Genomic DNA, 18,671 nt, shown 5'->3' on the forward strand with positions numbered 1-18,671 from the left:
ATGAACTACCTGTTCCCCCTGCTGGCCGTGGTCATCTGGTCCGGCAACACCGTCGTCAACAAGCTCGCCGTGGGGCAGATCGCCCCGGCGGAGATCGGCTTTTTCCGCTGGCTGCTGGCCGGCGCGCTGCTGACGCCCTTCCTGCTGCGCGCGACCCTCGCTCACTGGACGGTGATCCGCGCCAACCTGGGCAGGATCATCACCCTCGGCCTGCTCGGCATGGCCGTCTACCAGTGCCTGGCCTACTACGCCGCCGCGCTGACCTCGGCGACCAACATGGGCATCATCCTCTCGCTGATGCCGCTGATGTCCCTCGCGCTGGCCTCGGTGCTGCTGCGCCACAAGCTGAGCGTCGCTGCCGTGCTGGGCGCCCTCGTTTCTCTGGGCGGCGTGCTGCTGGTGATTACCCAGGGCAACCCGAAGCAACTGATCAGCCACGGCGTGAACCTGGGGGACGGTATGATGATCATCGCCACCCTCGCCTACGGCGTGTACGGCGTGCTGCTGAAGAAGTGGAATCTGCCCTTGCCGCCGCTGCTGATGCTCTACCTGCAGGTACTGGTGGCCATCGTTGCGCTGGCGCCGCTGTATGTGGCCTCGCCCCACCATGGTCTGAGCGCGGAGAATATCCCGCTGATCCTCTACGCAGGGCTCCTCGCGTCCATCGTCGGCGCACTGGCCTGGATGCAGGGCGTGCAGCGCATGGGGCCGAGCCGCATGGCGCTGTTCTTCAACCTGCTGCCGGTGCTGACCGCCGCCATCGCCGCCGTGGTGCTGGGCGAACGGCTGACCAGCTACCACCTGGTGGGCGGCGCGCTGACCCTGGCCGGCGTGCTGCTGGCCGAGCTGTGGCGGCCTCGGGAGAAGCCCGCCACAGCCGTCAGCGCACGTTGAGTCGGGGGCTCTTGTAGGGCGCATAACGCGCCAGCGTTATCCGCCGGGAGTGGACCGGCGGATAACCTGTTCCAGGTTATCCGACCTACGTGTCAAGCCGACCGGTCAGCGCCGGCACGGAACTCGGCCATAAGGGTCGCGACCAGCTTCGCCGCCGACATTTCCCGCGACAGCGGCGCGCCCTGCCCGGCCCATTGCACGGCGAAGTCCGTGTTGCCCTTGGCGGTCGCGGCGGCGGTCAGCGACTTGGCAGCGTCATAGGTGATCGGGTAGTCCGGCAGCGCTGGCGCATCGGCACTACCCAGGTCGGTGAACAGCCGGTTGACCATGCCCCGCGCGGCGCGGCCGGAAATCGCCGCCGTCACTTCGGTGTGCTCCCCGCGCTCGCCTCGCAGTGCCGCCTTGAACGCGGCGCTGGCCGAGGATTCGTCGGCGGAGATGAACGCCGTGCCCATCTGTACTGCCTGCGCGCCCAACTCGAACACCGCGCGCATGCCCTGCCCGTCCATGATTCCGCCCGCCGCGATCACCGGCAGCCCGGTGCCTTTCACCAGCGTACGGACCAGCGCAAAGGTGCCGATACGAGCGTCCTTCTCCGGCTCGAACACGCCCCGGTGGCCGCCGGCCTCATAGCCTTGCGCGACGATGGCGTCGATGCCCGCGGCCTCGATGGCGCGGCCTTCCGCCAGGCAGGTAGCGGTAGCCAGCAAACGGATGCCAGCGGCTTTCAGGCGGTCGATCCAGTCCTGCGGCGGCAGGCCGAAGTGGAAGCTGACCACCGCCGGGCGCGCCTCGATGAGGAATTCCAGCATCCGCGGATCGGCCAGGAAGCTGCGGTAGATCTCGGTGATCTGCACCGGCGGCTGCGCATCGAACTCGGCGAACAGCGGCCGCAGATGTTCCAGCCAGGCGGCTTCGCGCGCCGGGTCCGCCACGGCCGGACGGTGGCAGAACAGGTTGAGGTTGAGCGGCTTGTCGGTCAGTGCGCGGGTCTGCTCCAGCAGGGCGCGGGCCTGCATCGCGTTGCTCGCGCCCAGGCCGATGGAACCCAGCCCGCCGGCATTGGACACCGCCGCCGCCAGCGCCGGGGTGGATACGCCAACCATGGGCGCCTGGATGATGGGGTGCTGGATGCCGAGCAGTTCGGTGATGGGCATGACGGGGTCCTCGGGGTCGGAGCCGGCGACAGGGCCGCCTGGCTGATTGGCACTTGACCAACAATCTCATAAAGAGAATATTAACTTCAACTTGTTCTCTAATGAAGATCAATCATGGATCTCTCCAGCCTGGAAATCTTCCGCTGCGTGGCCGAGGAGCAGAGCGTCACCCGCGCCGCGGCGCGCCTGCAGCGCGTGCAATCGAACGTCACCACACGCATTCGCCAGCTCGAGGAAGACCTCGGCGCAGCGCTGTTCCTGCGCGACGGCAAGCGCATGACGCTGACCGACCAGGGCCGTGAATTCCTCCGCTACGCCGAGCAGCTACTGGCCCTGGCCAACGAAGCGCGGCAGTCGCTGCACCCGCAAAGCGCTACCGGCAGCTTGCGCCTGGGCAGCATGGAGGCCGCCGCCGCCAGCCGGTTGCCGGAAATCCTCGCGCGCTTTCACCGCGCCTATCCGGAGGTGGAACTGCACATCAGCACAGGGCACAGCCAGAAGCTGATCAATCAGGTGCTGGACCGCCAACTGGACTGCGCGCTGATCTCCCACCCTGACATCCTCCACGCCGAGCCGGGCTTCGAATCGCTACTCGAGCGCGGCCTTTGCGCTGAACCGGTGTTTCGCGAGCAGCTGCTGCTGGTGTTGCCTGGGGACCACCCGCCGGTAACCCGTCCCGAGGATGTGCAGATTCGCACCCTGGTGGGCTTCGCTCGCGGCTGCACGTACCGGCAATTGCTCGAACGCTGGTTGAAGGGAGCCTCGCTCGCCGTGCAGGAAGTCGGCTCTTACCACGGCATCCTCGCCTGCGTGAACGCCGGTTCCTGCTTTGGCGTATTGCCGCGCTCGGTGCTGGAGCTGCAACGGGAAATGCCGGACCTGCAGGTGGTGCCGCTACTGGAAGTGGACACCCTGCTGATTTGGCGCGACGGCTACGCCACCGGCGCCTTCCAGCGCTGGCGGGAAGCCCTGGAGGCACGCCCATGAGCCGCATTCGTCGCCTACCCGCCGCGCTGTCGGCGGCACTCATCCTGGCCGTCGGCATGGGTTTCGGCCGTTTCGCCTTCACCGGGCTCTACCCGCTGATGGTGAGCGACGGCGTCCTCAGCGTCACCGGCGGTTCCCTGGCCGCCTCGGCCAACTACGCCGGCTACCTGCTTGGCGCGCTAGTGCTGGCGCGCAGCCACGAACGGCATGCCGCACGTATCTGCGTGATCGCCCTGGTCGGCACCCTGGCCACACTGGCCGCCATGGCCATTCCAGCTCCAGCCTGGTTCGCCATCGGCGTGCGCCTGCTGGCTGGCGTGCTCAGCGCCATGGCCCTGGTCAGCGCCGCGCAATGGCTGTTGCAGAGCATGGGCGAAAGCCACGGCGCGCCGATAATGTTTGCCGGCGTGGGGATCGGCATCCTGGTCTCGGCGGAACTGATCGCCGCCGGCAACGCCTTCGGCCTCGGCAGCGCAGCGATCTGGTGCGTGCTGGCGCTAGCGGGGCTGGTGTTGTCGCTGCTGGCCGCGCCCGCGCTCAGCCGGGAAGCGCCGGCCGCGCCGCACCAGGCCGCGGGCGGCACGGGGCCGGCGGCCGAATTGTCCGCGCCGATCATCCTGCTGGTCTACGGGGTGGCCGGCTTCGGCTACATCATCACTGCCACCTACCTGCCGCTGCTGATGAAGAGTGGCCTGGGCGCCATCGACCCGTTGCAGGTCTGGGCCGCGTTCGGCCTGGGCGCTGCGCCATCGTGCTTCCTCTGGCACCGCTTACACCTCAAGCTCGGGGGTCGGCGTGCATTGGCGCTCAACCTGCTGGTGCAGGCGGTAGGCGTGATGCTGCCGGCGCTGGGCGACTCGGCCTTCCTTTATCTGGGCAGCGCGGTGTTGGTGGGCGGCAGCTTCATGGGGACGGTGACCATCGCCATGCCGGCGGCCCGCATGGTCGCCGCGCAGGTACGCTTCAACATGCTCGCGGCGATGACCGCACTGTATGGCGTCGGGCAGATCGTCGGGCCGCTGGCGGCGAGCGCTCTGCGTGGGTTGACCGGCAGCTTCATCCCGGCGCTGGGAGCTGCGGCCAGCGCGTTGCTGGTTGGGGCGTTGTGCTGTTTGCCGCTGCGCAGGACTGAGGCGCTTGGCCGGCCGTTGTAAGGGCGCGCTTTGCACCGGGCAAGTCCGTGCGCGTGCATCCCCTCACCCCAGCCCTGAGCGCAGGAGTTCCAGCACGCAAGGCGCAACTCACGCAGTCGGCTGCTGGCGGAAGGACACGCCCAGGCGGTTCCAGACGTTGATCGCGCCGATGGCCACGGTCAGGTCCACCAGTTCGCGCTCGCTGAACTGCTCGCGGGCCAGTTCGAAGACCTCCAGCGGCACCTTCGACTCGGACAGCAGCGTCACCGACTCGCACCAGGCCAGCGCCGCCCGCTCGCGTTCGCTGAAGAACGGCGACTCGCGCCAGACGCTGACGGCGAACAGGCGTCGCTCGGTCTCGCCGTTGCGCCGGGCTTCCATGGCGTGCATGTCGGCGCAGAACGCACAGTTGTTCACCTGCGACACCCGCAGACGCACCAGCTCCAGCAGCGGCTTCTCCAGCGACAGCTCGAAGATGGCGGCTTCCAGCGCCAGCACCGCCTTCAGCGCTTCCGGCGAGGCGGTGTAGTAATCCAGACGCGGCTCCATGACGGCACTCCAGTAGATGACCCGGCCATTGTGCGCCCCGCTTCACCAGCACACGGTGACCAATCCGCGGAATTTCCACCGCGCAACTTCACCGTACCAGCCGTCGACGCTACGCTTGCGCCACTGCCCAGAAGCTGCGGAGTTCGTCCTTGGAACTGCACCTGATCATCCACGGCCAGAAGGATCTCGCCGGGCAACTCTATCGCCAGCTGCGCGAAGCCATCGACTCCGGTCGCCTGGCAGCCGGCACCCGCCTGCCGCCCAGCCGGCTGCTGGCCGAGCAGCTGGGCATCTCGCGCAAGACCATCTCCGACACCTACGCCCAACTCACCTACGAAGGCGTGCTGGTGGGCAAGATCGGCAGTGGCACCTTCGTCAACACCCACCTGCCGCGCCACGACAGGCGCCAGGACGGCGTGCGCTTCGCCAGCCAGGACAACATTGATCGCTGGGCCAACCTCGACACACGCCTGCGCCATCCCGGTGCCGAAGGCACCGCCAAGGCCGACTTCATCGGTGGCGCCACGACCCAACTGCAGTTCCCCCAGGAGGAATGGCGGCGCTGCGTAAACCATGCCATGCGCCAGATGACCGGCTTGCGCGGGCATTACAGCGCGCCCGAAGGCATCGCCCCGCTAAGGGACGGAATCGCTCAGCACATCTCCTATGCCCGCGGGGTGAACTGCCAGTTGGACGACGTGATGGTCTGCAACGGCGCGCAACAGGCGTTGGACCTGCTCGCCCGCGTCATGCTCCGCCCCGGTGACAAGGTGGCCATGGAAGACCCTGGCTATACCCCGGCGCGACTGATCTTCCAGACCCTCGGCGCCGAGGTGGCCAGCGTGCCGGTGGATGCCGAGGGTATCTGCGTCGAACTGATCCCCGAGGGTACGCGGATGATCTACACCACACCCTCGCACCAGTTCCCGCTGGGCATGCCGATGAGCCCGGCACGCCGCGAAGCGCTGCTTACACGGGCGCTGGAACTGGGCGCGCTGGTGATCGAGGACGACTACGACAGCGAGTTCCGCTACGAAGGACGGCCCACCGACGCGCTGCAAAGCCTCGATCGCCACGGCGTGGTGGCCTACATCGGCACCTTTTCCAAGGTGCTGCTGCCGGAGTTGCGCCTGGGTTACCTGATTCCGCCGCCCAGCCTGTTCCCGGCGCTGGTGCGGGCGCGGCAGATTTCCGACTGGCACAGCTCGACGCTGCCGCAGTGGGCACTGGCCAAGTTCATCAGCGAGGGCTACCTGCTCAAGCACATTCGCCGCTGCCACGTCATCTACGCTGGCCGCCGCGAGCGCATCCTGGCTCGGCTGGCGAGCGACCTGTCGCCCTGGCTGAAAACGGTGCCCTCGGTGGCCGGCTTCCACCTCACGGCTCTCCTGCGCGAGCCGCTCAACGTGGCGTTGCTCTGCGAGCTGGCGCGCAAGGTCGAGGTCGGCCTCTACGGGCTGGCGCCTTTCCACCATCAGGTGCCAGTGCGCGACGGGCTGTTGCTGGGTTTCGGCGCCATCGACACGCTGGACATCGACCCGGCGCTGGACAAGGTTCGCGACCTGTTGCAGCAGTTGGCCTGAGCCGCACGGCTAAAGGATATGGACTGTGGGAGCGAGCTTGCTCGCGAACAGCCCCTGCTGTTGAGTGGGTTCGCGAGCAAGCTCGCTCCTACGAAAAGCGGCCCGTACCGATAGGCGGTCGCGGGCTCTGCTGGGTGAGTTCAAATCACGCGTATTGGCCCTGTGGTTTTCCCCGGAATTGGCTGTTCAGCCGCCGCCAGCGGGCACGTAATCTTCCAGCATCGGTTTTGAAAGCCGGTTCCGGCCTTTACCGGGCTTCAGCTTCAGCGCCCAATGGCCACCCCAGCACAAAGGAGCCCCGCCATGTCCCCGTCCGCCATCGCCATCGTTCGCGTCCAGGCATTCCCCGGTCAGGCTGCCGCGCTGGGCGAGCACCTCAATCAACTCGTCACCCAGGTCCGCCAGCAACCCGGCTGCCAGGGCAGCGAGTTGCAGGAACTGGCCGCCGACCGCTGGCAGGTGCTGACCCGCTGGACCAGCCAGGCCGAGCTGGAGGCGCACCTGTCCGGCCCGAAAGCACAACAGTGGCTCGGCCGGCTCGGCTGTGGCGACCTGGCGCTGGGACTGGAATTCGAAAGCCGCAGCGCCGAGTGACTCAGAACGCCGTGCGCACCAGCCCGCCATCCACCCGCAGCGCCGCGCCATTGGTGGCTGAGGAAAGCTCCGAGCAGACGTAGATCACCAGGTTGGCAATCTCCTCGGGGCGGGCGAAGCGCTGCAGCAGCGAGCCCGGCCGCGCGGTGCGGAAGAACTCCGCCTCGAATTGCTCGAATGGCTGGCCGCCGGAGAGCTTGTCGACGAAATCACCCACCCCCTCGGAGGCGGTCGGCCCCGGCAGCACGGCGTTCACCGTCACCCCGGTACCCGCGCAGTATTCGGCCAGACCGCGGGACAGACCGAGCTGGGCAGTCTTGGTGACGCCGTAATGGATCATCTCAAGGGGAATCTGGATACCGCTCTCGCTGCTGATGAATACCACCCGCCCCCAGTTCTTCTGCTTCATGCCCGGCAGGTAGGCACGGGACAGGCGCACGCCGGAGAGCAGGTTGACGTCGAGAAAGCGCAGCCACTCCTCGTCGGCAATCTCCTCGAAGGGCTTGGGATCGAAGATACCCAGGTTGTTCACCAACACATCTACCGCCGGATAACGCTGCACCAGCGCGGCAATCTGCTGCGGGTCGGACAGATCACCGGCGAAGCCCTCGACTTTCGCATCGGCCTGCTGCGCGCGTATACGTGCCAGCGCCTGGTCCACCGAGGACTGGCTGCGGCCATTGAGGATCACCCTCGCCCCTTCGCGGGCCAGACCCTGGGCGATGGCGAAACCGATGCCCTTGGTCGAGCCGCTGACCAAGGCGAGCTTGTCTGACAGGTACAGGTTCATGGTGCCTCCAACGGTGGGAATGACAGAACCCCCGCAGTGAGCCGGGGAGCGGAGAAAGGAATGAGAATAGGCGCTGGTTTCCACCGGCTGCCAGTTGCTCCCGCACTACGCTGCAGAAAAACAGCGCCTGTTGGGCCTGATCACTGCGCGCCGCGCTCGGCACAAACTCGCACAGGCTCTAGATCGGGCAATTCGCCCGACTCCTCTCCAGATGCTTTGTCTGACAGGTGTTTTGCCATGCCCCTGTAGGATCGCCGTTACATTTCCGCGACATTTTCGGCGCCAGTGTGTCGGTTATGTCTCTGTTCTGCTGGCGAAAATTCCAATCCCGACTAGCGTCAATTCCGTAAGCAGATATGCGTAGGACTGCTTTTCTCTGGGGAATTACTAGCCGGAATTAGGGAAATGCAGGCCAAATACCGCTCGAAGCTCTTCCAGCCAGTCGCCCACGCCCTGGCGCTGGAACAACGTATCCTTTTCGACGGTGCCGCGGCCGCGGCGGTCGATCAGCAACATCACGACAGCACCGCCGCCGAGGCGAAGGATACGACCAAGCCGACCACCGCCGTCGAGGCTCGCGCGCAGGCAGCCGCGCCCACGCAGGCGGCGCCGCGCAACCTGGTGGTGATCGATGCCCGGCTGGAAAACCGCGACCAACTCGCCGCCAACCTGCCGGTAGGCACCACCGCCCTGGTGGTGGACGCCGGGCAGGACGCCATCGCGGCCATCAGCAACGCGCTGGCCCAATTGGGCAAGGTCGATTCGATCCAGATCTTCTCTCACGGCGCCACCGGCCAATTCACCCTGGGTAACCAGACCTTCACCAGCCAGAGCGTAGACCAGCTCGGCGATCGCCTGAGCGCCTGGCGCGGCGAACTCAACGCAGGTGCGGACATCCAGCTCTATGGTTGCGACGTCGGCGCGGGTAGCGCCGGACAGGCGCTGGTCAACGAGCTGGCGCGCTGGACCGGCGCGGACGTCGGAGCCTCCAGCAATGCCACCGGTTCCACTGGCGCGGGCGGCGACTGGAACCTGGAGGTGCGCGCGGGCGACGTGGACAAGTCAATCGCCCTGAGCGCCGACACCCTGGTGAGTTTCCAGGGCCTGCTCGCCGATGCCAGTCCCACCGTGGCCATGGGCAGCGGCGGCGCGGCAGTGCGGCTGGGCGATACCTTTACCTTCGACGTCATATTCAGCAACCCATCCAGCCAGGTTGGTTTCGCGCCGTACATCGATCTGTTCATGCCCGCCACCGGCCGCGACGGCAATGACGGCGCCACTTTCGTTTCCGCCACCTACCTTGGCCAGGCGGTAAACAGCTATGTGATCACCTTCGACGCCAATGGCAACGCCACCCACCCGCTGGCCAAGGACGCCAACGGCAATGCCCTGGTGATCAATGCGGCCAGTGTCGGCATGAAGCCCGGCGACCAGATGGTGGTGCTGCAATTGCCCTACGCCAGCGTCACCAGCGGCCAGCCGGCCATCGACATCCAGGTCACCGCGCAACTGAGCAACCTGGCCGACACCAGCTATTCCGATGGCGCCCCCAACCTCACCATCAACGCTCGCGGCGGCTTCGAATACGGTAACGATTCGCTGAACAACCCAGCCCAGGACCCGACGCTGGTGGAAGCGGCGCTGCACAGCTTCGTGGTCACCCCGACCCTTCTGTCTGTGACCCAGACGGTGGACATGCCCGAAGGCGAGACCGTCACCGGGCCGAACTTCACCCGTACCGAGACGGTCACCGTGACGCCAGCGCCCGGCCAGACCCTGACCAACGTGACCGTCACCCAGACGGTGCCCGACCAGGTTCACGTCAGCTCCATCACCCCCGGCGCCGGCGGCACCCTGACTTCGATCACCCTGCACGATGGCACCGTACTGACCAATCCGACGCTAATCGCCGCGGCGCTGAACAACCCCAACGCCTTCGTCGCCAGCTACACGATTCACTACGACACGCTGAGCGCAGCCAGCACCACCACGGTCGGCTTCTACGTGCCGGAGATCGACGCCGCCGGGCGACCGGTGCTCGACCCCGCCACGGGCAACCCGCGCACTATCACCTTCGGCACCGCTACCGTGAACGGCGACTGGAACCCGCTGGACGTGCGCGATCGCCCGACCGACCCGGACGGTTATCCCTTCACCGTTACCGGCAACGGCGCGGGCGTCACCTTCGTCGCCAAGTCGATCACCCTGCTCAAGACGGTCAACCTGCAGACCGATGTCGGCACCCCCGGCATCACCCCCGGCGATACCCTGCGCTACACCATGGACGTGGCCATCTCGGACTTCTACGCCTTCGGCAAGAACATCCTCGGCCAGGGCCGCTTTACCGTCACCGACTTGCTCAGCGACGGCCAGACCTTCTCCGCCGCCAATCCGCCGAGCATCGTCATCCAGCAACACGGCGCGTCGCAGGTCATCCCGGTGATCTACACCGCCACGGTGAACGCCGATGGCAGCACCACCCTGATCTTCGACATCGGCGCTTCCATCGCCGCCGCCGTCCAGGGGCCGGGACTCTACGCGCTGTTCGGTGATCTGTGGGATGGCGACGTGCAGGAAGGCGCGACGCGCCTGACCCTGGTCTACGACGCAACCATCGACACCGCCTACACCTCCGACCACCCGCCCCACGACCCTCTCAACGAAGGCGATAGCGTCAGCAACAACGCGGTGGTAGATGCCAGCGTGCTGCGCGATTCGCTGAACATCGGCGGCGAGCAGACCGATGGTTCGAGCACCACCAGCACCATCAAGACCTCGCAGATCGATATCAGCCTGACCCAGGTGAACGGCGGCGCGCCACCGGCCAACAGCGAGCTGCGCCCTGGCGACGTAGTGACCTTCACCATCACCTACGACCTGTTAGTGGCCGACTACGAGAACTTCACCCTCACCGCCTACCTGCCACTGCCCCTGCTGGCAGCCCCGGGCGTCAACTGGGCACAGGGCACAGGTGTGGGTCAGTGGACCTTCGGGGCCGGCAACAACATTGCCGACATTCCCGACAGCGTAAGCACCGGACCGGGCAACTCGATCATTTTCAATTTCGGCAACTTCACCTCCGGCGGCCTCAACGGTGGCCGCGTACAGGTGCAGTTCACCATGGTCGTGGGTGACCAGCCCTTTGCGGACCAGCGCGAACTCGACGTGCTGGCACAGTCCAGCCAGACCACCACCATCGACAAGACGGTGCTGATTTCCTCGGACGTGGCGGTCATCGAATCGGTCGCCGAGCCAGTGCTGGACATCAAGCACGGCGTGGTCTCCACCACCAACGGCACGGTCACCGGCACCACCGGCACCTGGGCCCAGCCAGGCACCACCGGCACACCTTTCAGCGGCAGCGTCACCAGCCTGGCGGCGGTGGACGGCAACGTCAGCGGCATAGACGGCGCCGACACCCTGCGCCTGGCTACCGCCATCAAGAACAGCGGCGGTGGCAACGCCTACGATGTCGCCACCAGCATCACCCTGCCGGCGGGCCTGGCCTTCGTCGGCGGCAGCCTGTCGACCGCCAACCTGCAGATCCATCGCGGCGACGGCTCTCTGCTGGTGCAGGGCGTCGACTACAGCGTCAGCGGCAACAGCATTACCTTCCTCGATGCCAACAACCAGGGCACCCTGCTCGCCGGCCGCGCCGGCACGGCCAACGACCTCTCCGGTGCCAACGTCGTGGTGATCACCTACGATGTCACCGTAGACAACGCCATCCTCGCCTCACGCACCTTGCAGAGCAGTGCCGCGCTGACCCACTACGCCAGCGTCGAGGGCGGCCAGGACTTCACGCCGGTGGACATCGTCGAAGTCGCCAACCAGCAGGTGGCCGCGCCGACCATCACCAAGACCTACCAGAACGGCAGCCTCACCGACGACGACTCCAGCGCCGGGCACACCACCGGCAGCAACCTGGTGATCGGCGAGAAGATGACCTACGACATCGTCGTCACCCTGCCCGAAGGAAGCACCGCCAACCTGCGACTGTCCGACCTGATTCCGCCGGGTCTGCGCCTGGATCTCACGGCCTTCGGCGGTGCGGGCTACCAGATCATCACCACGGTCGCCGGCAGCGGCGCGCTGGGCCAGGATTTCGGTGGCAACGTCTCGGTGCTGACCTTCAGCGGCGGCGGCAGCGATGGCGGCGACCTGAACCTGCTGTTCAGTGCCGCCGGCTCCACGGCGGACAACAACATCGGTAACAACGCCTTCGTCATCCGCCTGGTGCTGGTGGCGAGCAACGTGCAGGGCAACCAGCAGGGCGTCACCCTGAACAACGGCGCGCAGCTGACCTACAGCGACCCCGACGGCGATACCCCCAACGGCGCCACGGCGGTGGACCGCACCGTCGCCAGCCCGCAGCAGCCTTCGGTGACCATCGTCGAGCCGACCCTGACGGTGAGCCAGCAGGTCACGGCCCCCCCCACCTACGGCGGCTTCGACGAGGGCGACACGGTCACCTACACCATCACCATCAGCAACACTTCCGGCACCAATGCCTTCGATCTCAGCCTGCTGAACATACTGCCCACGCAGATGGACAACATCGTGATCACCGGCAAGGTCTACAACGGCGCTACCAACAACGGCGGCGTGGACTTCATCATCCAGAACGGCCAACTGGTCACCGCCAGCGGCGCCAACATCGATATCGCCAATGGCGGCAGCATCATCATTTCCCTGTCGGGCGTGGTGAACGCCTCGGCAGCCGGCCAGGCGGTCATCACGAACAACGTCGTGGTGCGCTGGACCAGCCTGGACGGCCTGAGCAACACCACCGACACCCTCGCGGGCGAGCGCGGCGGCGACGACGGACTGCTCAATTCCGGGGTGCTCAACGACTACCGGCAGATCAACACACTGTTGATTCCCGTCACCAACGGCATCCAGGTCTCCCGCGTCGGCGGTCTCGACGCCACGCCGCCAGCGACCAACTCCTCGGGCGCCACCGATACCGCCGGCCTGCAGGAAACCGTGGTGGTCGGCGAGATCGTCCGCTACCGCGTGGCGATCGTAGTGCCCACCGGCGACAACCCCAACTACCAGATTCGTATCGAATTGGCCCCCGGACTGGAATTCATTCCCGCCGACCTCAACAACATTCTCATCGCGTTGGGTTCCAGCACGGGCGGGCTCACCACGGACGCCACCAATCTGATCAGCGGCGGCTCGCTGACCATGATCGGCAACCAGAACAGCGACGTCTCGCTGCCGATCCATCCGGACCTCTCCGGTGACAAGCCCACCGGCATTTTCAATATCAACAGCGGGCGCCTGCAGATTTCTCCTGACGGCCGGACCATCACCTTCAACCTCGGCAACCTGACCAACACCGAGGTGAACGACGGCGACATCGAAGGGGTGATCCTCGAGTTCAACGTCCGTGTCGCCAACATCGCCAGCAACCAGAGCGGCGCGCAGCTGAGCATGAATGTGTTCGAACATGTCGGCGACGGCGCGGGGGTCGACCGCGGCCACAGCGCCACGATCTTCGAGCACGTCGTGGAACCGAGCTTCACCGGCATGGACAAGTCGGTGATCGACATCGCTGCCGGCAGCGTCGCCGGCACCACCAACGCGACAGTCTCGGTCAGCTTCACCCAGAACGGCGAAGTACCGGCGTACAACGTCGTGCTGCGCGACCAGTTCCCCAACGGCAGCGACTACGCGATCCAGAGCATCGTCATCAACGGCACCAACTACACCACCGGCAACCTGCCGGCAGGCGTCACCGCCAGCGTGGTGGGCGGTCAGGTGGTGCTCAACTTCGACCAGTTGAACGTCAACGACAAGGTGCAGGTGATCTACAGCGTCACCCTGCCCAACACCACCGTTCCCGACGACGTCACCAGCTCCGCGGTCCTGACCTGGACCAGCCTACCCACCAGCTTCGAGAACGCCGGCTGGGGCGGCTCGCTGCCACTGACCGCCGGCGGCGCCGACGGCGAGCGCACCGGCCAGGACGGCGTCAGCGGGCTGAACAACTACATCCTCAGCGACGGCGCCGGCATGGGCGTGGTGCAAGGCACCCTGTGGGATGACACGAAGTCGGCCACCGATAGCGTGACGCCTGACGGCCCTGGCCTTGGCGGCATCGACGTAACCCTGACCTGGGCCGGCGACGACGGCGTGTTCGGCAACGCCGACGACCGCACCTTCAGCACGGTGACCGCCGCCGACGGCACCTACCAGTTCGCCATCCTGCCCTCGGGCAATTACCTGGTGGCGGTGGCGCAGAACTTCGCCCAGGCGAGCAACAACCGCTTCCACGTGCGCGTCGACTCCGACAGCGGGACCTCCACCGTCGGCCTGGGCAACATCAACCTGAACCTCGCCGAAGGGGCCATCGGCATCGCCGATGCCGGCTACGTGCATCTCAACGAAGCGCCGATCAACACCGTCGCCGACCAGCACGGCCAGGAAGACACGGTGCTGCACATCGTCGGCCTCGCCACCAGCGATGTCGACGTCAACGCCGGCAATACCGACGGCGTCATGACCGTCACCCTCAGCGTGGTGCACGGCGTGCTCTGGCAGAGCGCAACGACGCCCGGCGCCAACGATGCACCTCCGGCCGGCGCCGGCCGCACCCTGGTGCTCACTGGCACCCTGCAGCAGATCAACGTGTTGCTCAGCCAGATTTATTACAAGGGCGACCAGGACTTCAACACCGCCCGCAATGCCGAAACCCTCACCATGGTCACCAACGACCAGGGTAACTTCGGTGACGCGGACGGCGATGGCATCCCCGGCGAAAACCCCGACGACGCCCTGAAAGACACCGACACCCTGAACATCGTCATCGACCCGGTGAACGACGCGCCCATCGCCCGTCCCGACATTGCCATCGCCATCGAAGCCGGCGGCTCGAACAACGCCACGGTCGGCGTCGACCCCACGGGCAACGTGCTGGACAACGACACCGACGTGGACATCGCCACCAACGGCGACATCCTCAAGGTCACCCGCCTGGAGAATTCCACCGGCGGCTTCGTGGTGGTGCCCGCTGCCGGTGTCGTCAGCCTCGCCGGCCGCTACGGCACGCTCTACATCACCGCGACCGGCGGCTTCCAGTACGTGGTCGACAACACCAATGCCGAAGTCCAGGCGCTGCGCACCGCGGGCGACGTACTGCGCGATTCGTTCGGCTACTTCATCACCGACACCGGCGGGCTTTCCAGCTCCACGTCCCTGACCATCGACATCCACGGCGCCAACGATACCCCCGTGGCGGTGCCGGATACCGCCACGGCCATCGAGGCCGGCGGCACCAACAACGGCACGCCGGGGCAGGACGCCACCGGCAATGTACTGACCAATGACACCGACGTGGACTCCGTGGCCCTGGGCGAAACCAAATCCGTCACCCTGGTGCGCTTCGACGGCACCGGCGGTGGCGCTATCCTCCCGGTCGCCCCCGGCTCACCGACCACCGTCGCCGGTCTCTACGGCAGCCTGACGATCAACGCCGACGGCACTTACCGCTACGTGGTCGACAACAGCAACCCCGTGGTCCAAGCGCTGGCTCCCAGCGATCCTCCACTTACCGAACAGTTCACCTACCAGCTCACCGACAAGGGCGGCCTGAGCGCCATCACTACGCTGACCCTGAGCATCCAGGGCGCCAACGACGCCCCGGTGGCGGTGGACGATCACGGCAACGCCACGGCCGGCGCCAGCGACGGCAGCCCGGCAGCGGTGAATGCCAGCGGCAATGTGATCACCGGTAACGCCGGGGTGGGCACCGACACCGATGTCGACACTGTCGACCGGCCCAACGCCGACAAGCTCAAGGTCGACGGCGTGCGCTCCGGGCTGGAAACCGCCGGTGGCACCCTGACCGGCGTCGTCAACGGCATCACCACCAACATCACCGGCACGGTCGCCCGGCTGTCCAACGGCAGCATCATCAGCGGCAACTTCGGCCAGCTCAGCCTGAACGACGACGGCACCTACACCTTCGTGGTCAACAGCGCCGACCCGGCCATCCGCGCACTCACCGCGAACCAGAGCCTGGACGTGATCTTCACCTACCGCATCCATGACACGGGCGGGCTGACCGACCAGGCGCAGCTGGTAATTACCGTGCTCGGGGTCAACGACCCGCCCATCGTGCAGCCCGTCGTCATCCACGCCACCGAAGCCGGCGGCCTGCTCAATAACGTCGCAGGGCTCGACCCGACCGGCAGTATCCGAGGCTCCTATACCGACCCCGATGGCGATGTCCTCACCATCACCGCCGTGGTCAACCCCAACGGCGTCAGTGGCAACGTGGGCACGGACCTGGCCGGAAACTACGGCGTGCTATTGCTCAACGCCGACGGCAGCTACCGCTTCGTAGTCAACAACCTGGATCCGGCGGTGCAGTCGCTGCGCACCTACAACGATACGCTCAGCGAAGTCTTCACATACAGCGTCAGCGATGGGAACGGCAAGACCGTCACCCGCACCTTCACCGTCATCATCCACGGGCAGAACGATACTCCCATCGCTGCCGACGACACGGGGGCCGCCATCGAGGCCGGCGGCACGCTGAACACCACGCCCGGCGCGCCCGCCACCGGCAACGTGCTGCCCAACGATCTGGATGTGGACGGCGCGGCTTACGGAGAAGCCCATGTGGTCGACGCTGTGCGCACTGGCACCAAAGGCGCCGGCGGCACGCTGATCGACCTGACCGCCAGCGGCGGCGTGATCGCAGGGACCTACGGCACCCTGACCCTCAACGCCAACGGCACCTATACCTACACCGTCAACGACAGCCTGGTCGCCGTGCAGGCGCTGAAGAACGGCGACTCGCTGACCGAAGCCTTCACCTACCGCATGCACGACACCGCTGGCGCCACTTCCATTGCCCAGCTGACCATCACCATCGAAGGCCGCTACGACGCCCCGGTGGCCAACGACGACATCAACTACGCGGTGGCCAACCTCGACGGCAGCGGCGGGCGCAACCCCACCGGCAACGTGATCACCGGCCTGACCGGGATCTTCGCCGGCATCGGTGCCGACACCGATGTCGATGCCGGCGATCACATGCGTGTCACCACCATCGCGGTGGGCCCGGAGGGTGCGCAGGTGAACACCGTGGTGGTGACACCCGGCAGCCCGCAGACCATCGTCGGCGCGTTCGGCACCCTGGTGATCAATGCCGACGGCAGCTACCAGTACTTCGTCGACAACTCCAACGCGGACATCATCGCCCTCGGCCCGCTGGCGTTCGCCCTGGAATCCTTCACCTACCAGGTCACCGACGATGGCGGCCTCAACGACCAGGCCACGCTGATCATCCTGATCCGTGGCCAGAACCAGCCACCGGACACCGCGCCGGACTTCGGCACGGCGGTCGAAGACGGCGGCCTGCACAACAACGTGCCGGGCAGCAATCCATCGGGCAACGTGCTGGCCAACGACACCGATCCGGACACCATCACCACCATCCCGCAGGATGTGATGCACGTCGTCTCGTACTGGGCCGGCGACGGCCCCGTTCCGCCCGATGCCACCGTTCCCGGCCAGAGTCTGCGCGGCCTGTACGGCACCCTGACGATCAATTACGACGGCAGCTGGAGCTACGAGCTGGACAACTCCCTGCCGGAAGTCGAAGCCCTGCGCGCCAGCGGCCAGACCCTGCAGGACAAGTTCACCTACCTGAGCGCGGACATCTGGGGCGGCGCCACGCCAGGAGTGCTGACCATCACCATCGACGGGCGCAACGACACGCCGATTGCCAGCGACGACAACGCACTGGCCGTGGAAGCGGGCGGGATCAACAACGGCACGCCTGGTTTCGACCCGCGCGGCAACGTGCTGGACAACGACACCGATGTCGATGGCGTGCAGTACGGCGAAACCAAGTCGGTGGTGAACTTCACCAACCAGAATGGCGCCACGACCAATGCCGGCAACGTGCTGCAAGGTCTCTACGGCAAGCTGACGATCAACGCCGACGGCAGCTACGAGTACCGCGTCGACAACGATAATCCGACCGTACAGGCCATGCGCAGCGCCAACGAGAAGCTGCAGGAAGTCTTCATCTACCGCATGCGCGACACCGCCGGCGCGACTTCCGACGCACGCCTGACGGTGGTCATCCAGGGCGCCAACGACAACCCGGTGGCACGCGACGACAGCAACAGCGCCACCGACCAGACGCCGGCCCCGCAGGCCACCGGCAACGTGCTGCCCAACGACAGCGACGTGGATGGCGGCGATTCGCTGACTGTCACCGGCATCCGCACCGGCCAGGAAACCGGCAGCGGCACTGCGGGTGTGATCGGCCAGCCGATTGCCGGGCGCTACGGCACGCTCGTCCTCAATGCCGACGGCAGCTACACCTACACCATCGACCTGAGCAACCGCGAAGTGCTGGCGGCGGCCGGGCTCGGGCAGGTGCTCAAGGACTACTTCACCTACACCATCAGCGACCTGGCCGGCGCCACCGACGATGCCGTGCTGACCATTACCCTGGACATCGCCACGCCGTACATCCCGCCGGGCCCGCATTTCGATCGCTTCGGCGACGACGGCTATCCGCGTGATCGACTTCCCGATGTGGACCCGGCGATCTTCGTGCAACCAGTGGTCGAGCGTATCGACGATCGCCTGTCGCTTTCCGCCTGGGGTGCCGACGGCAGCAACATCGACATCTTCGCCACGCCGGAAATCGAAAGCCCCTCACTGGGCGCGCAGCTTGGCGTGGTGAAGGGTCAGTTTGTAGCCCGCGCCGTGGCCGAAAGCCGCCGCGCAGCGGCCCTGGACAAGAACTGGGTGGACGGCCGCCACGGCGTCATCAGCCTCAGCGCCGACGGACTGCTGCCCGACCCGTCGCTGTGGGCTCCCTTCCCCGCCGACATGGTCGGCAAGCCCGACAAAGCGCAGAACACCCAGGGCTTCCGCGCCCAGCTGCGCGAGGCCGCCCAGCGCAGGAGCGGCCAATGAGGAACTCGCGACTCTTTAGGATCGATCAAGG

9 protein-coding genes are annotated in these 18,671 nt (G+C 66.4%); 6 read left to right on the forward strand and 3 right to left on the reverse strand.

The features are described from left to right. Complete coding sequence (locus tag ACIPK7_RS05825; protein WP_401086259.1) at positions 1 to 894, forward strand: DMT family transporter; 894 nt, start codon at positions 1 to 3, stop codon at positions 892 to 894. Positions 895 to 986: 92 nt separating this feature from the next. Here ACIPK7_RS05825 and ACIPK7_RS05830 read toward each other — a convergent pair whose 3' ends face one another. Further along, positions 987 to 2,051: an NAD(P)H-dependent flavin oxidoreductase gene (locus tag ACIPK7_RS05830; RefSeq protein ID WP_401086261.1), complete on the reverse strand. Its 1,065-nt coding sequence runs from the start codon at positions 2,049 to 2,051 to the stop codon at positions 987 to 989. 114 nt (positions 2,052 to 2,165) lie between these two features. Between ACIPK7_RS05830 and ACIPK7_RS05835 the strand changes: the two genes are divergently transcribed. Further along, positions 2,166 to 3,038, forward strand: a complete 873-nt coding sequence (locus ACIPK7_RS05835) for a LysR substrate-binding domain-containing protein (protein ID WP_401086263.1) — start codon at positions 2,166 to 2,168, stop codon at positions 3,036 to 3,038. Continuing rightward, on the forward strand, positions 3,035 to 4,192 hold the full coding sequence (locus tag ACIPK7_RS05840; RefSeq protein ID WP_401086266.1) for a YbfB/YjiJ family MFS transporter: 1,158 nt from the start codon (positions 3,035 to 3,037) through the stop codon (positions 4,190 to 4,192). The genes ACIPK7_RS05835 and ACIPK7_RS05840 overlap by 4 nt, the downstream gene beginning before the upstream one ends. 87 nt (positions 4,193 to 4,279) lie before the next feature. Here ACIPK7_RS05840 and ACIPK7_RS05845 read toward each other — a convergent pair whose 3' ends face one another. Beyond that, positions 4,280 to 4,720, reverse strand: a complete 441-nt coding sequence (locus tag ACIPK7_RS05845) for a carboxymuconolactone decarboxylase family protein (RefSeq protein ID WP_192431221.1) — start codon at positions 4,718 to 4,720, stop codon at positions 4,280 to 4,282. A gap of 149 nt (positions 4,721 to 4,869) precedes the next feature. Between ACIPK7_RS05845 and ACIPK7_RS05850 the strand changes: the two genes are divergently transcribed. Next, complete coding sequence (locus tag ACIPK7_RS05850; RefSeq protein WP_401086269.1) at positions 4,870 to 6,303, forward strand: PLP-dependent aminotransferase family protein; 1,434 nt, start codon at positions 4,870 to 4,872, stop codon at positions 6,301 to 6,303. Between the two features lie 303 nt (positions 6,304 to 6,606). Then, positions 6,607 to 6,897, forward strand: coding sequence for a putative quinol monooxygenase (locus tag ACIPK7_RS05855; protein ID WP_192431219.1), 291 nt, complete (start codon positions 6,607 to 6,609; stop codon positions 6,895 to 6,897). Between the two features lies 1 nt (position 6,898). Here ACIPK7_RS05855 and ACIPK7_RS05860 read toward each other — a convergent pair whose 3' ends face one another. After that, entirely contained in the window at positions 6,899 to 7,687 is a 789-nt protein-coding gene (locus ACIPK7_RS05860; protein WP_401086273.1) for an SDR family NAD(P)-dependent oxidoreductase, read from the reverse strand. 405 nt (positions 7,688 to 8,092) lie between these two features. Here ACIPK7_RS05860 and ACIPK7_RS05865 point away from each other — a divergent pair, with 405 nt between their 5' ends. Then, positions 8,093 to 18,640 (forward strand): VCBS domain-containing protein, encoded by a 10,548-nt coding sequence (locus ACIPK7_RS05865; RefSeq protein ID WP_401086276.1) that lies wholly within the window; start codon positions 8,093 to 8,095, stop codon positions 18,638 to 18,640. The last annotated feature ends 31 nt before the right edge of the window (positions 18,641 to 18,671 follow it).

It is taken from the genome of Pseudomonas sp. NPDC086581 (genome assembly GCF_044746165.1).
Classification (GTDB): domain Bacteria; phylum Pseudomonadota; class Gammaproteobacteria; order Pseudomonadales; family Pseudomonadaceae; genus Pseudomonas.